The sequence below is a fragment of the Streptomyces sp. NPDC052496 genome (assembly GCF_040679095.1).
Taxonomy (GTDB): Bacteria; Actinomycetota; Actinomycetes; order Streptomycetales; family Streptomycetaceae; genus Streptomyces.
The window spans coordinates 34557-52766 of record NZ_JBFAUH010000033.1 but is presented as its reverse complement, the minus strand read 5'-3'; the positions used below and the strand labels follow the sequence as shown (position 1 = coordinate 52766).

Sequence of the window (18210 nt, the reverse complement as noted above, 5' to 3'; positions counted from 1 at the left end):
TGGTGTGGATGACATGACGGGGGAAACGCCGGTGCGGCGAGTCCGGAACGCTTCCGGACATACCCGGCGGAGGGTTCTCTGAGGGCCCTCCGCCGCGGAATCGACTGACTTCGGCTCAGCACATGCAAGCAGCTGAGAACGCGCCCTGACGCGCCTTCTCCGGCGGCTGCGCACGCACGAAAATCGGAAGGTTGGTATGACGCTGGAAACCGGTGCGCCCGAAAACGGGCCCATCATGCTCGACCATGATTTCTTCCGGGATCCGCATCCGGTGTACCGCGAGATCAAGAAGAACGGGAACAAGCCCACCGAGGTCATCCTCAAGACGGGCATGGCCTACATCCCGCCCGGCCTGAAAGCCTGGCTGGTGACGTCGTACGAGGACATCGAATCCGTCCTCCGCGACCCCCGGTTCGCCAAGAGCATCGCCGACGCCATGCCGCTCTTCGCGGCCAACGCGCCCGCACGGCAGGAGGGCGGCGGCCCAGGGCGCTCCTCGCTGCTCTACGACAACATGGCGAACAACGACCCGCCCAAGCACACCCGGCTCCGCAAGCCGCTCAACGGGATCTTCACCTCGCGGGCCGTCGCCCCGAAGCGCGCCGACATCGAGCGGGCCGCGGCAGAGACCCTGGACGCGGTGGCCGCGGCGCACCGCGGCCGGGACGGTTTCGACCTCGTCCAGGACTTCGCGTTCCCCTTCTCCATCGCGGTCATCTGCGACACGCTCGGCGTCCCCGTACAGGACCGCGCGGCCTTCAACTCCTGGGTCCAGACGATCACCGGTGCCGCCGGCCCCGAGGAACTCGCCCGGGACGCCGGGCGGATGGCCGCGTACCTCCGGGACCTGCTGCGGGCCAAGCGCACCGGCACCGAGGACGACGTACTCTCCCTGCTCGCGCGCTCGCTGGACGAGGACGAGGCCGTCGCCCAGGCGTACGCCCTGCTCGCGGCCGGCTACGAGACCACGGCCAACCTCATCGTCACCGGATTCCTCACCCTGGAGGCCGACCCGCAGCAGAAGCGGCGGCTCTGGTCGGACCCGGCCCTCGTGCCCGGCGCGGTCGAGGAAATGCTCCGGCACCAGTCCCCGTTCAACCTCTCGCTCTACCGGTACGTCACCGAGACCACCGTGCTGAACGGGGTCGAACTACCCGCCGGCGCCATCGTCTTCCTGGCGTTCGCCGCGGCCAACCGCGACGACCGGCGGTTCGCCCGGCCCGATGAATTCGCCATCGAGGAACCGCGCCGGGAACACCTGGCGTTCGGCGGCGGAATCCACAACTGCATCGGAAAGCACCTCGCCCGGCTGGAAGCCGAAGTGGCCTTCGGCATGCTCATCCAACGCTGCCCCGAACTGTCGGTCCTGGCCCCGCCCGCGGCGGACGCATGGAAGGTCAGCCCGACCTTCCGCGGGCTGCGGAACCTCCGGGTCGGGCCGGTTCCGGGAATCTCGGAAACAGGACGCGCACATGACTGACATCGGAGCCCCGCACATGGAAACCGCCGTCGCGGTCATCGGCATGTCCTGCCGGTTCCCCGGAGCGGCCACCCCGGCCCGTTTCTGGGAGAACCTCGTCTCCGGTACGGCGAGCATCGGCGCCGTACCGGAAGAGCGCCGGCCCGCCGGCACCGGCGCGGCGAACCAGGACGCCCCCGGTTCCGCCGGTGGATTCCTGGACGACCTCGAACAGTTCGACGCGGACTTCTTCGGGATCTCACCGCGCGAAGCACGGTACCTGGACCCGCAGCAACGGCTGATGCTCGCACTCGCCTGGGAGTGCCTGGAGGACGCCGCGGTACCGTCCGCGGACGTCACCGGCGCCCGCTGGGGCGTGTTCGTCGGAGCCTGCGCCGACGACTTCCGTACCGCCTACCTGATGTCGGGCGGCCTCGACAGGTTCGGGCACCTGGGCACCAGCCGGACGATGCTGGCCAACCGCGTCTCGCACCACTTCGGCCTGCGCGGCCCCAGCGAAGTCGTCGACACCGGCCAGTCGTCCTCACTGACGGCGGTGCACCGGGCGCTGGCCGCGCTGCGGCTCGGCGAGTGCGAGGCCGCCCTCGCCGCGGGCGTCAACCTCAACCTGCTGCCGGAAGTCACCGAACAGGTCCGCCTGTGGGGCGGACTGTCGCCGGACGGCCGCTGTCACACCTTCGACCAGCGCGCCAACGGCTACGTCCGGGGCGAGGGCGGCGGCTGCGTCCTCCTCAAGCCGCTGGCCGCCGCGGTACGCGACCGGGACCACATCTACGGTGTGCTCCGCGGGAGCGCCGTCAACAACGACGGCGGGCGGGACGGCCTGGCGGTCCCCTCCCTGGAGGCCCAGCGCGAGGTGATCGAGGCGGCCCACACCGCCGCCGGGACCGGCGCCGCCGATGTGGTGTACGTCGAACTGCACGGCACCGGAACCCCCGTAGGGGATCCCGTCGAGGCCCGCGCACTCGGCGCGGTGGCCGGGCGGGCGCGGCCGCAGGGCGACCCCGTGCGCGTCGGATCCGCCAAGACGAACATCGGGCACCTGGAATCCGCCGCGGGCATGGCGGGGCTCATCAAGGCCTGCCTCATGCTGCACCACGGGGTGATCCCGCCGAGCCTGAACTTCACCCGGAGCCCGGACGAGGTGCCGCTCGACGCACTGAACCTCCGGGTCGTCACCGAGCCGGAGGCGCACCCCTTCCGCCCCGGCGACGCGGTCGGCGTCAGCTCGTTCGGCATGGGCGGCACCAACGTCCACGTCGTCCTGGGCAGTTCGCCCACCGCTGGGCGGAACGAACCCGCGGAGCCGCAGGACGCCCTCTGGTGCCTCTCCGGACGCTCCCCGGAAGCCGTACGGAACCTGGCCGCGGACCTGCTGGCCGCCCTCGGAGCCCGGCCGGCCACCCCGGCCGCCGACGTGGCCTGGACGCTGGCCCACCGCACGCAGGGCGAGCACCGCGCCGTCGTGCTCGGATCCGGACCGGAGGACTTCCGGCAGGGGCTCGCGCGCATCGTCGCCGGGAACGGCCTGGCCGTGCCGGGGGCCTGGCTGCGGGACGCGGCACCCGCACGGGGCAGGCTCGTCGAACTCGCCGGCACCTACCTCGGGTCCGGGGACCTCACGGAGATCACCGCGCTGTTCGCCGGTGCCGCCCGTAAGGCCGCCCTCCCGCAGGCCCACCCCTTCGCCCCGGCCGCCTTCCCGCTCCTGCACCGGCCGGCCCCCGCCCCGCACGGCGGCACCGGCGAGGACCACCCGCTTCCCCCGGCAGGCCCGCCGCCCGCCGAGCCCTGGGCGACCGCCCCGGCCGGCCCCGAACGCGTCTGGCAGCTCGCCGCGATGCTGGAGCGGGAGCTGCTGCTCATCCTCGGCGGCTCCGTCCCGGACCTGGACCCGGACCTCCCCTTCCGCGACTACGACGTCGACTCCATGACGCAGCTGGAATTCCTGGAACGCATCCACGTCGTGACCGGAATAGACCTCCCCGACACCACTCTCTTCGATTACCCGACGATCAATGAACTGGCGGCATGCGTGAACGGCAAGATGGAGTCGAGGAATGGCTGACCGGCAGATACCGCAGGACGACATCGCCGTCATCGGCATGGCGTGCCGGTTCCCGGGCGGGGTGGACAGCCCGGAGGCCCTGTGGGAACTCGTACGGGACGGCAAGGACGCCGTCGGCGACTTCCCGGTGAACCGCGGCTGGGACACCGACGACCTCTACGAAGCGCGCTTCGTACGGCAGGGCGGATTCCTCCACGACGCCGACACCTTCGACGCGGAGTTCTTCGGCATCAAGCCCGCCGAGGCCACCGCGATGGACCCCCAGCAGCGCATCCTGCTGGAGACCGCCTGGGAAGCCCTCGAACGGTCCGGCATCGTCCCCTCCAGCCTCAAGGGCTCCCGGACGGGCGTCTTCGTCGGACTGATGACCAACGAGTACGGCATGCCCCTGTGGAAGTGGCAGGAGGGCGAGACCGCCGGGTTCATGGGCACCGGCACCTCGCCCAGCGTCGCCTCCGGCCGCATCTCCTACCTGCTCGGCCTCGAAGGGCCCGCGCTGACCATCGACACCGCGTGCTCCTCCTCCGGCGTCGCCATCCACACCGCCGTACGGTCGCTGCGCAGCGGTGAGACGGACCTCGCCCTGGCCGCGGGCACCAATGTGCTCGCCGGGCCCGGCATGTTCGTGGACTTCGCGAAGAAGGGCGCGCTCTCGCCCAGCGGCCGGTGCCGGACGTTCTCCGACAGCGCCGACGGCACGGTCTGGGCCGAGGGCGCCGGCGTCCTGATCCTGGAACCCCTGGCGAAGGCCAGGCGGCTGGGCCGCCGCGTCCTCGGCGTGATCAAGGGCACCGCGGTCAACCAGGACGGCGCGAGCAACGGACTCACGGCACCCAACGGCCGTGCCCAGATCAAGGTGATCAACCAGGCGCTGGCCGACGCGCGGCTGGCACCCCAGGACATCCAGCTCGTCGAGGCGCACGGCACCGCGACCAAGCTCGGTGACCCCATCGAGGCCAACGCCATCCAGGCCACCTACGGCCAGGGAGAGCGCCGGGAGCCGGTCTGGCTGGGCTCGCTGAAGTCGAACATCGGCCACTCCATGGCCGCCGCCGGCGTCGGCGGCGTCATCAAGTGCCTGACCGCGATGCGCGCCCAGGTGCTGCCCAGGACCCTGCATGTCGAAGGCGACCTCAACTCCCACGTGGACTGGACGCACGCGGTGGAGGTGCTGCGCGAGAACCGGCCGTGGCCGGCCGTGGACGGCGTACGCCGCTGCGCGGTCTCCTCCTTCGGCGTCAGCGGCACCAACGCACACGTCATCCTGGAGAGCTGGGAGGAGGACGAGCCGGTCACCCCGGCCCCGGAAACCGACGAGCCGCGCCCCGCGGCGCTCAAGCTCTCCGCCAAGACCCCCACCGCGCTGCGCTCCCTGGCCACCGCCGTCGCCGGCCGGCTGGAAGCCGGCACCGACGCGGTGGCCGGCCTCGCCCACGCCCTCGCCCACCAGCGGGAGGACTTCGACCACCGCGCGGTGGTCGTCGGCACCGGCCGGACGGAACTCCTCGACGGGCTGCGCGCCTTCACGGCCGGAGCCGAGCACCCCGGCGCCGTCGACGGCGTGGCGCGGCGCGTACGCCGCCCCGTCTTCGTCTTCCCCGGACAGGGATCGCAGTGGCAGGGCATGGCCACCGCGCTGCTGCGGGAGTCCGAGGTCTTCCGGGCCCGGATCGAGGAGTGTTCGGCGGCGTTCGCGCCCCACCTCGATTACGACGTGACGGCCGCCCTCGCCGGTACCGACGACACCCTCGACATGGAGCGGACCGACGTCGTCCAGCCCCTCATCTTCTCGATGATGCTGGGGCTGGCCGCCATGTGGCAGCACGCCGGAGTCCGGCCGGCCGCGGTCGTGGGCCACTCGCAGGGCGAAGTGGCCGCCGCCTGCGTCGCCGGTGCCCTGTCCCTGGAGGACGCCGCCCGCGTCGTCGCCTGCCGCAGCCAGGCACTGGAGACGTCCGGCCGCGGCGCCATGGCCGCCGTCGCCACCTCCGCGGCCGAGGCCACCGGCCTGGTGCGCGAAGTGGGCGCCGACCTGGTGATCGCCGCCACCAACGGACCCGACTTCGTCGTGGTCTCCGGCGACGACGCCCCCGGCATCCAGCGCCTGCTGGACCTGTGCGAGGACCGCGGCATCTACGCCCGCCCGGTGCCCGCCAAGTGCGCCTCGCACTCACCCGCCATGGCCGACCTCCAGGACGACATCATCGGCGGCCTGTCCGGCCTCACCCCGGTCGCCGGCACGCTGCCGATGTTCTCGACCGTCGACGTCCGCCGGGTCGACGGGACGGAGCTGACCGCCGAGTACTGGTACCGCAACCTGCGCCACCAGGTCAGGTTCGCCGAGACCGTCGTGGCGGCGACCACCCACGGCTACGACGCGTTCCTCGAAATGAGCCCGCATCCGGTACTGGTGGGCTCGATCCGGTCCGCACTGGAGCAGGCCGGCAACAGCGCCCCGGTCTGCGCGACCATGAAGCGCGACCAGGGCGGTTACGCGCGCTTCCTGACCGCGGTGGCCGAGGCGTACACCCAGGGCCACCCCGTCGACTGGGGCGTCCTCTGCCCCGACGACGTACCGCAGCGGCCCACCTTCGCGGACCTGCCCACCTACCCCTTCGAACGGCGGCGGTACTGGCTCCACCAGGACATGGGAGCCGCCGGCACCTCCCGCCGGGAGCACCGGCCGGCGAGCCTCCTCTCGGACGGCGGACACCCCTGGATCTCGACCGTCATCGAGACCGCGGACGGCCGCACGCTCATGGCCGGGCGCCTCTCCGTACGCAGCCACCCCTGGCTCATGGACCACCGGGTCGAGGACACCGCCCTGCTGCCCGGCACCGCCTTCGCGGAACTGCTGCTGTCGGCCGGGCAGGAACTGGGCTGCGCCGCACTCGACGAACTGCTGCTGAGCGACCCGCTGCTGCTGCCGATGGACGGCACCGCCGTGGAGATCCAGCTGGCCGTCGAACCGGCTGACGCCGCGGGCGCCCGCGCCGCCGCCATCTCCTCGCGTACCACCGGCACGGACACCTGGGTACGCAACGCGCAGGGCCTGCTGTCCGCACCCCGCGGCCCCGCGCCGTCCGGTCCCACCGGCCTGCCCGCCGCACAGGACCGGCCGCAGGGCGCCGGGGAACTGTACGAGGCGCTACGGGCCATGGGCTACGGCTACGGCGAGGCGTTCCAAGGCGTCCGCACCGCGGAACAGCGCGGCGAGTGGGTCCTCTCCGACGTCGCGCTCCCGGCGGCCGCCCAGGTCAACCACCGCGGATTCACGGTCCACCCGGCGCTGGTCGACGCCGCGCTGCACGCCGCCGTCCGCCACGGCCTCATGGGCGAGCCCGGCGCCGGGCGCATCGCGGTGCCCTTCCTCTTCAGCGGCGTCCGCCTGGGCAGCGGCCCCGTCGGCGACAGCTGCCGCGCCGCCGCCCGGCCGGTGGGCCCCGACGCCGTCGCGCTCACCCTGACCGACGCCGACGGCCGCCTCCTGCTCAGCGTCGACCGCATGGTCGTCCGCGGCCTGAGCCTGCCCGGTGCGCAGCCGGACCTCGACGCGGCCGCGCTGTACGCGATGCAGTGGGATCCGGTGGCCGACGATGCCGCCGAGGAGTGCCGCATCTGCGTCGTCGGCGCGGACGGACGGGACCTGACCACCCTCGTCCGGGACGCCGCACGCGGCGGGATCTCGGTCGCGACGCTGGACGAGGCGGCGATGGTCACCCGCGGCCTGCCCGGCGCCTGGCAGGTCGTCCTCCCGGCCCCCGGCCTGGCCGGAACCACCGGCGAACAGGTCCACGCCTCGGCGGAATGGGCCCTGGAGACGATCCAGCAGTGGCTGCGCAACGAGGAGATCGCCGGGCGCGTCCCGCTGGCGTTCGTCACCCAGGACGCGGTCACGGTCCCCGGCGACGCCACGTCCGGCCTGGAGGACAGCGCGTTGTGGGGGCTGGTGCGCTCGGCCCAGACCGAGTACCCGGACCACTTCCGGATCGTCGACGTCAGCAGCTGCACGGCTGCTGACGCCGGCACCGTCGCTACGGCGCTCACCCGCTCCGAACCCCAGCTCGCCGTCCGCGGGGACCGGGTGCTGCGCCCGCAGCTCGTCCCGTACGCCGCCGCGGAGGGTGCCCGCCCCGACCTCGGCCGAGGCACGGTCGTCATCACCGGCGGCACCGGCACCATCGGCCGCGAGGTCGCCAGGCACCTGATCACCGAGTGGGGCGCGCAGCGCCTGACCCTGCTCAGCCGCAGCGGTGACGGGGCGCCCGGGGTCGCCGCCTTCCGCTCCGAGCTGGAGGCGCTGGGCGCCGCGGTACAGGTGCTGGCCGCCGACACCTCCGACGCGCAGAGCGTGCAGGCCGCGCTGGCCAAGGCCCGCACCGAGGGCCCGATCGCGGGCCTGGTCCACGCGGCGGGTGTGCTGGACGACTCCATCGTCACCAACATGACCCCCGCTCAGCTCCACACGGTGCTGCGCAGCAAGGTCGACTCCGCCCTCCACCTCGATGCCGCCACCCGCGACGACGACCTGCAGTTCTTCGTGCTCTTCTCCTCGCTGTACGGCGTCCTGGGCGGCCCGGGACAGGCGAACTACGCCGCGGCCAACACCTTCCTGGACCAGTTCGCCGCATGGCGCCGGGCACAGGGGCAGCCCGCCGAGGCGATCGCCTGGGGGCTGTGGTCCCAGGCGTCCGGCATGACCGGCCACCTGGGGGAAGGCGACCTGCTGCGGCTGCGCCGCAACGGCGTGGCGGCCTTCGACGTCGACGAGGGCCTCGCCCTCTTCGACGCCGCCCTCACCAGCGAAGCCACCGCACTGGTCGCCGCGCGGCTGGCGTTCCCGGAACCCGGTGATGCCGCCGGGCTGGGCGGGCCCTTCCTGCTCGAAACGCTCACCGGCCAGCGCGACCGCGCCGCCGGCCAGGTGCCCGCGGGCACCACTCCGGTACGGCACGCTCCCGTACGGCCCGCTCCCGCCGAGCCCCGGGGAGCCGCCACGCCGCCGTCCCCGGCCCCCGCTCAGCAGGAGGCCACGGACGTGCTCACCGTGCTCGCCTCCGGTGACGCCTCGCGCGACCAACGGCTGGCCGCGCTGCTCGCGCTGGTCAAGGAGAGCGTCGGCGGGCTGCTGGGCACCGAGGCCGACCGGGTCGACGCCGAGCGGTCCTTCTACGAGATGGGCTTCGACTCGCTGACGTCGATGGAACTGCGGGTCCGGCTGGGCCGCCGCCTCGGTATGCGGCTCGGCGCCACCGTGGTCTTCGACCACCCGACCCCCGAAGCCCTGGCCGCGCATGTCCTGGAGCTCTTCGGGGCCGCGGACGGCGAGGCGGCGCCCACCGGTGCCGGACAGCCGGCGGCCACCGATACCGGACAGTCGGCGCCTGCCCGTGAGGACGCCGGCGACCGTGGCAGCTCTCCGGGCCGGCGGGAACAGGCGGAGGATCGGTCCTGCGCCCGGAACCAGGGCCAGGGCCAGGACCAGGACCAGGATCGGGGCCAGGGTCAGGGTGAGGATCAGGACCAGAACCGGGCATCCGTACCCGCCCCGGCCGGCTCCGACCCCTTCCCCCTGACCAAGCTGCAGGAGGCGTACCTCGCCGGCCGTGCGGGGGACTTCGAACTCGGCAACGTGTCGACCTACCTCTACATCGAGGTCGACCTCACCGCCTTCGACGTCCAGCGGGCCGAGACCGCCCTGCGCGCGCTCATCACGCGGCACCCCATGCTCCGCGCGGTCTTCGACGAGCCGGGCGCCCAGCGCGTACTGGGCGACGTACCCGCCTACCGCATCCACACCGAGGACCTGCGCGCACTCACCGCGGCCGAACGCGACCAGCGGCTGGCCGCCCTCCGCGCGGAGTTGAAGGCGCACACCTTCGACACCGCCGTCTGGCCGCTCTTCCTCGTACGGGCCACCCACCTCGACGGCACCGTCACCCGGCTGCACGTCGGCATCGACGTCCTGATCTCGGACGGCGGGAGCAGCGCCCTGCTGTTCGACGAATGGGCGGAGCTGTACCGCGACCCGCAGCGCGCGCTGCCCGAACCGGAGAGCACCTTCGAGGAGTTCGCCCGCGCCGCCCGCGCCTTCTGCACGTCCGAGGACATCGCACCGAGCCGGCAGTACTGGCAGGACCGGGCGGCCACCCTGCCGCTCGCCCCGGACCTGCCCCGCGCCGTCCGGCTGAGCGACATCGACCGGCCGGTGTTCAGCAACCGCTTCCTGCGGATCGACGCACCGCAGTGGCAGGCGTTCCAGCGCAACGCCGCGGCAGCGGGCACGACCGCCTCCAGCGCCCTGCTCGCCGCGTACTGCACGGTGCTGGCCAGGTGGTCGAAGACGCCGGACTTCACCGTCAACGTCCTGGTGTCCAACCGCGCCGGGTTCACCCCGCAGGACATGTCGCGGGTGGTCGGCAACTTCTCCTCGACCAACCTCCTGGAGGTGCACGCCGATCCGGCCGTACCGTTCCGGGAACTCGCCGGCGCCATCCAGCGGCAGCTCGTCCGCGACATGGAGCACGCCGCCTACACCGGCCTGGACGTCCTGCGCGATCTGAGCCGGCTCGACGGGGACGCCGGACGGGCGCGGATGCCGGTCGTCTTCAACAGCACGATCGGCGGCGCGGCCAAGGCGACGGACCGCACCGCGGGCCCGGTCGGCGCCCTGTGCCGGATGGGCGAGAGCGGCACTCCGGTCTGGAGCGGCGTCCGCACCCCCCAGGTCATCCTCGACCACACCGCCTTCGAGGAGCAGGGCAGCTTGATCCTGAACTGGGACGTGGTGGAAGAAGCATTCCCGACCGGCGTTGTGGACGAGATGTTCGCCGCGTACGAAAGGCTGATCCATGAACTCTGCCGTTGAGTCCGCCTGGACCGAACCCGCGTGGTCCCACGAGTCGGCGCAGATCAGGGCCGAGCTCACGGCGGCCGTCCCGCACCGCACGATGTCGCCGACCGCCCTGCTCCACCGGGCCTTCCTCGACCGGGCCGCGGCCGCACCCGCCGCGCCCGCGGTCATCGGCCGGGACCGTACCCTCACCTACGGTGAACTGGCCGCCGAATCCGCCACGGTGGCCGCCGGGCTGACGCGGCAGGGCATCGGCCCGGGCGCGCTGGTCGGCGTGTCGATGGACAAGGGCTGGGAGCAGGTCGTGGCCTGCCTGGGCGTACTGCGCAGCGGGGCCGCCTACGTACCCGTCGATCCGCGCTGGCCGGAGAAGCGCCGCCACGACATCCTCGCCGCGGCCGGCATCACCACCGTGCTCACCCAGCCCTGGCTCCTGGCCGGTGCCGGGGCCGGGACCGGAGCGGGGACGGAGATCGCCTGGCCGGAGTCGGTCTCGGCCACCGCCGTCACCCCGCCGGCCGCCGGCACCACCCCGGCCGAGGACGCCCCGGTGACCGTCCCGGCCGAGGACGCCCCCGCGCCGGTCACCCCGTCCGACCTCGCCTACGTGATCTACACCTCGGGCTCCACCGGTGTGCCCAAGGGCGTCATGATCGAGCACGGCGCGGCCTGGAACACGGTGCAGGACGTCAACGAGGAGATCGCCCTCACCGCGGCGGACCGCGTACTGGCGCTGTCCGCCCTCCACTTCGACCTGTCCGTCTACGACATCTTCGGCCCGCTGTCCGTCGGCGGCGCCGTCGTGATCCCGTCACCGGACGACGCGCGGGAACCCGGGAGCTGGCTCCAGCAGATGACCGACGAACAGGTCACGGTCTGGAACAGCGTCCCCGCACTGATGGCCATGCTCTGCGCACACACCTCCGCGCTGCACCCGCGGCCCGCCGCGCTCCCGCCGCTGCGCCGCGTGCTGATGAGCGGTGACTGGGTTCCCGTCTCGCTGCCCGCCGCCGTCTGGGACCTCTTCCCGGACGCCGGACTGTGGAGCCTGGGCGGCGCCACCGAGGCGTCGATCTGGTCCATCTGGCACCGCATCACGCCGTCCGACGCCGAGCTGCCGTCCATTCCGTACGGGACGCCGATGAAGAACCAGCACGTCTACGTGGCCGACAGCATGCGGCGGCCCCGCCCGTGCTGGGTGCCGGGCGAGATCTACATCGCCGGGACCGGGCTCGCCCGCGGCTACCTGGGGGATGCGGAACGGACCGCCGACAGCTTCGTGGTCGACCCGGAAACCGGCATCCGGCTGTACCGCACCGGCGACTGGGGGCGGCTCCTGCCGGACGGCGAGATCGAGTTCCTGGGCCGCGAGGACATGCAGGTCAAGGTCGGCGGCCACCGCATCGAACTGGGCGACGTCGAGGCCGCGCTGCTCGACTGCCCGGGCGTCCGGGCCGCGGTCGCCGGCGTCCACGGCGACCGCGGCAAGAACCGCCTGCTCGCGCACGTCCTGCTGGAACCGGAATGCCGGCGGTCCGGCGCGGAGCTCCGCAGGCTCCTCACCGACGCCCTCCCGCACTACATGATCCCCGCGGTCATCTCGGTACGGGAGGAGTTCCCGCTCACCGCCAACGGGAAGGTCGACCGGGTCACCCTGGGGGCGCTCCACGACGCGGAGCTGACCGCCCAGGCCACCGTGGAAGGCCCCGCCGACGCCGAGGAGAAACTGCTTCTCGACATCTGGAGCACCTTCTTCGCGATACCGGAGGTCTCCGTCACCGACAACTTCTTCGAGCTCGGCGGAGACTCCCTCCAGGCGGTCCGCCTGATGTCGGTCCTGCGCCGCGAGACCGGTACGGCCGTACCGGTGGCGGCCCTCTTCTCCGCGCCCACCATCCGCGAACTGGCCCAGCGACTGCGCGACCTGCAAGCCGCCGGCGCCTGCGGGGACCGCTCCGTGGTGGTGCCCGTACGCACCACCGGCTCGGCCGTCCCCCTGGTCTTCGTCCACCCCATCGGCGGGGAGGTGCTCTGCTACTCGGAGCTGGCCCCGTCGCTCGGCGACGACCAGCCCTTCTACGCCCTCCAGTCACCTGACTGGCACGCCGAGCGGCCCACCTTGGAGCGCATGGCGGCGGACTACGCGGAGGCCGTCGTCCGCGACGTTCCCGGCCGGCACTACCGGCTGGGCGGGTGGTCGATGGGCGGCGTGCTCGCCATGGAACTCGCGCGCGAACTCACCGCACGGGGCCGCACGGTGGACTTCGTCGCCGCCGTCGACGTGCTGGAGTCCCCTGACGAACTCGCCCGCATCGACGTCACCCGCGAGCGGGCCCTCGCCTGGCTCGGCCGGGACCTGGCCGGGCTCACCGGCCGCTCCTGGCCGGTCGCCGACGCACCGGACGGGGTACGGGAGCCGGCCGGCACCGGCACGCTCCCGGGCACCGTCCCTGAGCTGTTCGACGCCCTCCGCGCCCAGCACATCCTGTCCCCGGACATCGACCTCCCGGAATTCGAGGCGGTCTTCCAGCGCTTCGAGGACAACGCCCGGGCCCTGTGCGGATACCGTCCGCGGGGTTTCGACATCCCCGTGCACTTCCTCCAGGCCGAGGCCGGAGGCGGCACGGAAACAGCGGAGTCCTGGCGCCGGCTGTGCCCCGTCCCCTCGGACATCCACCTGGTACCCGGCGACCACTACACGGTGCTGAAGGCCCCCAACCTGGAAGCCGTGGCCACCCACCTGCGCACCCTCCTGACCGGCTGAACCACGAACGCGCATCCCCGCCAGGCCGCAGGCCCCACCGGCATTCCCGGTGGGGCCTGCGGTTCGCTGCCATGGCGAGGCAGGTCGCGGACAGCGGCCGGGCTCGTGTGACCGGGTTCGTGCGACCGGTCCACCTCCTTACGCACGGTGATGCCGCCCTTCTGAAACGCCCGCCCGAGCCCCGGGCCTTCAGACGTCATTTCATTTGGTAATTCGGCGGTGGCGGATGAGGGTCGCAGCGATCGCGGTGAAGGCGAGGAAGTGCTCGGGATGGCTTTCGTATCGGCGGTGCAGGCGGCGGCATCCGGCGAGCCAGGACACCGTGCGTTCCACGACCCAGTGGTATCGCCCCAGCCGCTGGGAGGACTCTGTGCCTTTGCGGGCGATTCGGTGACGGATGCCCCGTAGGGAGAGCCAACGTCGCAGGTAGGTGTAGTCGTAGCCCTTGTCGCCGTGGAGCTTTGCGGGCCGTCGGCGCCGGGGGCCACGGCGGGAGCGGAGGGGCGGGATGCCGCGGACCAGCGGGATGAGCGCCTGGCTGTCGTGGGGGTTGGCGGCGGAGATGCCGAGAGGTACATGGCCGTGCCATGGACGCACTTCGCGCTGTCCTACGGCAGTCTGGCCGCCTCCGTGCTGGCGGTGGGCGTGTACCTCGTGCTCCGTCGTGGTGCGCGGCGCCGAGGAGATGAACTGGGTACGGGCCCGCAGGGCCGTTTCGCCGTCCTGGGCGTCGTCGCCGGCCTGATGATCGCGCTGTCCGGCACCGCCACGGTCATGACGCACGCGGATGCCGCCGAGGCGGCGGCCGGTATCGGCAGGCCGGTGTGTGAGGGCTGAGCGGGCCACGCGCGGGAGGTGAGGGGGGCCATGACCTCGGAGGTCATGGCCGGGCTTCGGGGGCGTCGGTAGGGTCGGGCGTATGGGAGTCGATCAACTGCCGCGGGTGGGCGTGCTGTTGCGTGAGTGGCGGTTGCGGCGCAAGCTCAGTCAGCTGGAGCTGGCCCTGCGGGCGGACACCTCGTCGCGGCACCTGTCCTGCGTGGAGACCGGGCGCTCCAGGCCCAGCCGGAAGATGGTGCTGCGGCTGGCCCACCACCTGGACGTACCGCTGCGCGAGCGCAACAGCCTGCTGATCGCCGCGGGCTATGCGCCCGTCTACCGCGAGCGGCCGCTGGAGGGCGAGGAGATGCAAGCGGTGCGTTCGGCGGTGGACATGCTGCTGGAAGGGCATGAGCCGTACCCGGCCGTCGTCGTCGACCGGCTGTGGAACGTGGTGCGCGCGAACCGGGCGATGAGCGTCATGCTCGACGTCGCCCCGGCGGAACTGTCGGCCCCCACACCGAACGTGATGCGGCTGGCCCTGCACCCCAAGGGACTCCCGGCGCACGCGGTCGGCTACGGGGAGGTGCGCGCGTACCTGCTCGGCGGGCTCGCGCAGCAGGCGCTCACCACCGGCGACCCCGCGCTGAGCGCCCTGTACGACGAGGTCAGTGCCTACGAGGTGCCCGCGCACGAGGCCCCGGCTCCGCCGCAGGAGCGGGGACCGCGTGAAGCGGTGGTGCCGATGCGGTTCCGCACCCCGTACGGCGAACTGGCGATGTTCAGCACCATCGCCACCTTCGGCGCACCGGCCGACGTCACCCTCTCGGAGCTGGCGATCGAGCTGTTCTTCCCGATGGACCAGCACACCGAGCGCGTCCTGCGGGAGCGCGCCGGCGCCCCGGCCCTGCCTGGTGGGCCCGGCGGCCGCTCACGGGGAGTGACGGAGTGACGCGGAGGCACGGGGCGGCGGGGCAGTGGCGGAACGTCGTGCGAGTACGCGTGAGAAAGTGCCGGAATTGCCGGGGAAGTTGACGCTTTGCCCGCGACTCTCCCCTTATGGTGTTGTCGCTGGTCAGTGACGCGTCATGGGGTGGCGACCCGATGGGGGCGGCCGCACGGTGCCCGGTCTGCTCGACTCGTGCCCGTGCGACTGCTTCCGGTTCCTTCGGCGAAGCACCGTTATGAGGAATTAGTTATCTTAATTCTCATTCGCCCGTATGCCGCAGTCACCCGCTGTGAGGCGCATTCGTTGACGACGTATGACTGAGACGATCCTTTCCCCCACGCGGCAGCTCGGCAGCTGGCAGCTGAGCTCCACCGTGCCCCGCAGCGCGCCCGACGTCCGCCCCGACGTCCACCTGCTGCGCCCCGGGCAGCGTGTCCGGCTGGAGTACACCGGTGACCTGCTGGAGCAGCTCCTGGCCGCCCTCGACGGCATCGAGGACGGCCGCTGACGGCTCCTCCGGCGTCCGCCGCCCCCGCCGGGCGGCGCGTCGGCCGGCCCCTTCCCCACCGGCCACCACCGACTCCTGTGAGAGCTGTTGTGAACGACACCCCGCGGGTTCCCGTGCCGCCCGGTACCGGCCGGCACCGGTTGCCGCGCCAGAGTACGGAAGAGCCCGTCGCCTTCCCCGGCGGTATCCCGTACCCGCACGACGGGCCCCTGGGCCAGGAGATGGCCGACGACGGGTGGGACGCCGCCGTCATGCAGGAACTGGGCCCCGAGCTGGCGGAGCTGTGGGACAGCGCCGAACAGCCGCCCATGGCGGGCGGCCCGGGCACCGTGTTCTACGCGGCCGGTGAGCCGGTGTTCCCGCCCGGCGACGGCATCTTCCGCCCCGGCGACGCCGGCTTCCGTTCCGACGGTGCCGCCTTCCACGACGGCGGCGTCAGCTATCACCCTGACGACGCCGGCCACTACCCGGGAGAGGCCCCGCACCGCCGCCGGGAATCCGTCTTCCTCCCCGGGGAGGCCGTCTTCCACTCCTCCGGGACCGTCTTCCCGCCGGACGAGCCCGCGTTCGGCCCGACCGGTCCTGCGGCACGGATCGCGGATGTCTACGGAGACGCCCACGGGGGCGTCGGCGAAGGCGTCTACGAGGAGGACGCGTACGAGGACACGTACTACGAGGACACGCACGAGGGCGCGTACGCGGAGGCCCACGGCGGCGCGTACGCGGACGCCCGTGCGCAGGCCGGCACCGGCGCCGGTTCCCCAGCCGGTGCCGGGCCCGACGGCTGGTCCTGGAGGCGCCTGCTGAGCGCGACGTCCGTGCTGATGACGGCGGTGATCGCGGTCGCCGTCGCGGCGCTGGGCGCGGTGGCCTCCTACCCGTCGCTGCGCGCGATCGCGGACGGGGTCGCGCCGGCGGACATCGCGGGGCTGTGGCCGCTGCTGATCTACGGCCCCTGGGTCGTGGCCACCCTGTCCATCCTGCGGGCCCGCGCCTACCGGCGCCGCACGCTGCACTCCTGGGCCGTCGTGATCTTCTTCGCCGCCGTGGCCACGCTGCTGTGCGTCGCCCAGGTGCACCCCTCCCCGGCGGGCATCGCCGTGGCGGGGCTGCCGCCGCTGACCGTCCTGCTCTGCTTCCACCAGTTCGTACGGCAGCTCGACCTCGCCACCGCCCCGCCGCCCGCCGCCCGGCACGCGCAGAGCAACCGGGGGCAGCACCGCCACCGTTCCGGCGGGTGACGGCCGCGCCCGTGGTGTGACGTACGCAACCAATAAACCCGTCATACCGGGATTTTACGGTGATCCACACCACATTGACGTGTCTTTCGTGCTCGGCTTCACTTTCCGGTGACTGCAAGCGGAAAGCCGGATTCTGCGGCGGCAGCGTCCATTGCCGTGCCGGTGCGCCTGAGTCGCAGCACAGTTCAGTCAGTTCGCCGTCCCTCGGAGGTGCTGTCATGAAGCTGGTCCATTCCCTGAAGAAGAAGTTCCAGGGCGAGAAGAGCCTGAAGGCGTACGCCTGGTACATCTGGTACTGATCGGCACGTGACCCGGAAGTTCCCCCATCCAGGCTCTCGGAGGCCGCCGATGCGTACGTACGGCACGGACCGGAGCGACCGGGTCACGGTCTTCACGCCGCGGCTCGGCCGGCTGTTGAGCGAGCACCGCGGCACGGACGTCTTCCGGCTGGAGGACGACACCGTCGGTGTCGCGGGACCTGAACTGATCGACGCCGTGCTGCGCAGCAGACCGGCCAACGCGGCCGAGCGGCCGACCTTCAAACCGTTGCAGGGCAGGGCGATCAGCCGCCCGGAATCCTCCGCCGTCATGCGGGCCGTTTCGCAGGACGTGCGCGCGGCTCTGGAAAAACCCGGGAACGGTACGGGAAAAGCCGCCGATCTTTCCGGGGAATGGCCGCGGACGGGCCATCTGTATTTACGTGAGCTGGTTTTCGGATCCGATCCTTTCCGGTTGCAGGTACTGGTGGACCGCAAACTGGAATGGACCCCCAAACTGACCTGGACGGTGATCGCGGCGGGCGCCGCGCTGCCGGGGTGCCCCGCGGCCGGTGCGCCGGTCTCCCGTCTGGCGGGGCTCACCGCCGCCGCGGCGGGCTACGGCGACCGGCGCTACGCCATGGGGCTGTACCGGCGGGCCGCGGCACCGGTGTGCTTCACCGTCTCCACGCTCGTCGCCAACGCCCTCTGGCTCGGCGCGCCCTTCGACGACGGCGTACCGAACCGTCACATCCTCCACGAGTCCATGCGGTTGCTGCCGCCCTCGTGGAACCTGCTGCGCGTGGCGTCGCCGGAGTTCGCGGCCCTCGACGACCGGATCGGCCCGGCCGACGACGTGCTGATGCTGCCGCTGCTCAGCCACCGGGATCCGCGCGTGTGGGACGCGCCGGACGAGTTCCGGCCCGAGCGCTGGGCCGGCCTCGACCCCGACGACCAGCCCGGCTACCTGCCCTTCGGGCACGCCAACGAGCGGTGCTGGGGGCGGCACATGGTCATGCCGCTGGCCGAACGGCTCCTGGACCTGGTGCGGGAGCAGGGCCTCACGGTGAACCCGGACCAGACGTCGGCGGACGTACCGCTGGCCGGACTGCTCGGGGTGTCACGGGTCCAGGTCGTACGGCGCTGAGCGGGTCTCCGGGGGGGGACGGCGCTGAGCGGGTCTCCGGGTCGTACGGCGCTGAGCGAGGGGGGCGGGTGGTACGGCGCTGGGCGGGGCCGGGTGGTACGCACTGGGCGGGTGCCCGGGTGAT

At 72.5% G+C, this 18210-nt stretch carries 10 protein-coding genes and 1 pseudogene; 10 read left to right on the top strand and 1 reads right to left on the bottom strand.

The features are described from left to right. Positions 1-196 precede the first annotated feature (196 nt). From AB0L45_RS33705 to AB0L45_RS33690, 4 genes are read left to right on the top strand one after another with little or no spacing between them, the layout of a single operon-like run. Entirely contained in the window at positions 197-1480 is a 1284-nt protein-coding gene (locus AB0L45_RS33705) for a cytochrome P450 (RefSeq protein ID WP_365846854.1), read from the top strand. Continuing rightward, positions 1473-3548: a beta-ketoacyl synthase N-terminal-like domain-containing protein gene (locus AB0L45_RS33700; protein ID WP_365846852.1), complete on the top strand. Its 2076-nt coding sequence runs from the start codon at positions 1473-1475 to the stop codon at positions 3546-3548. Before AB0L45_RS33705 ends, AB0L45_RS33700 begins: the two co-directional genes overlap by 8 nt. Then, positions 3541-10416 (top strand): SDR family NAD(P)-dependent oxidoreductase, encoded by a 6876-nt coding sequence (locus tag AB0L45_RS33695; protein ID WP_365846850.1) that lies wholly within the window; start codon positions 3541-3543, stop codon positions 10414-10416. Before AB0L45_RS33700 ends, AB0L45_RS33695 begins: the two co-directional genes overlap by 8 nt. Then, positions 10400-13165 carry an amino acid adenylation domain-containing protein gene (locus AB0L45_RS33690; RefSeq protein ID WP_365846848.1) on the top strand — a complete coding sequence of 922 codons (2766 nt, stop codon included), beginning with the start codon at positions 10400-10402 and terminating at the stop codon, positions 13163-13165. Before AB0L45_RS33695 ends, AB0L45_RS33690 begins: the two co-directional genes overlap by 17 nt. A 201-nt stretch (positions 13166-13366) precedes the next feature. On the opposite strand, the pseudogene AB0L45_RS33685 reads toward AB0L45_RS33690, so the two are convergent. After that, positions 13367-13735 (bottom strand): annotated as a pseudogene (locus AB0L45_RS33685) (transposase); the annotation flags it as partial. Positions 13736-13747: 12 nt separating this feature from the next. On the opposite strand from AB0L45_RS33685, the gene AB0L45_RS33680 reads away from it, so the two are divergent. The 6 genes from AB0L45_RS33680 (at position 13748) to AB0L45_RS33655 (ending at position 18086) form a co-directional block, all read left to right on the top strand. Beyond that, on the top strand, positions 13748-14002 hold the full coding sequence (locus AB0L45_RS33680) for a hypothetical protein (RefSeq protein WP_365846846.1): 255 nt from the start codon (positions 13748-13750) through the stop codon (positions 14000-14002). A gap of 82 nt (positions 14003-14084) precedes the next feature. Further along, positions 14085-14936, top strand: a complete 852-nt coding sequence (locus AB0L45_RS33675) for a helix-turn-helix transcriptional regulator (RefSeq protein WP_365846844.1) — start codon at positions 14085-14087, stop codon at positions 14934-14936. Between the two features lie 310 nt (positions 14937-15246). Continuing rightward, entirely contained in the window at positions 15247-15441 is a 195-nt protein-coding gene (locus tag AB0L45_RS33670; protein WP_365846842.1) for a hypothetical protein, read from the top strand. Positions 15442-15530: 89 nt separating this feature from the next. Then, entirely contained in the window at positions 15531-16682 is a 1152-nt protein-coding gene (locus AB0L45_RS33665; RefSeq protein ID WP_365846840.1) for a DUF2637 domain-containing protein, read from the top strand. A 218-nt stretch (positions 16683-16900) separates the two neighbouring features. Beyond that, positions 16901-16981 carry a tryptorubin family RiPP precursor gene (locus AB0L45_RS33660; RefSeq protein ID WP_365846906.1) on the top strand — a complete coding sequence of 27 codons (81 nt, stop codon included), beginning with the start codon at positions 16901-16903 and terminating at the stop codon, positions 16979-16981. A 49-nt stretch (positions 16982-17030) separates the two neighbouring features. After that, positions 17031-18086 (top strand): cytochrome P450, encoded by a 1056-nt coding sequence (locus AB0L45_RS33655; RefSeq protein ID WP_365846838.1) that lies wholly within the window; start codon positions 17031-17033, stop codon positions 18084-18086. Positions 18087-18210 lie beyond the last annotated feature (124 nt).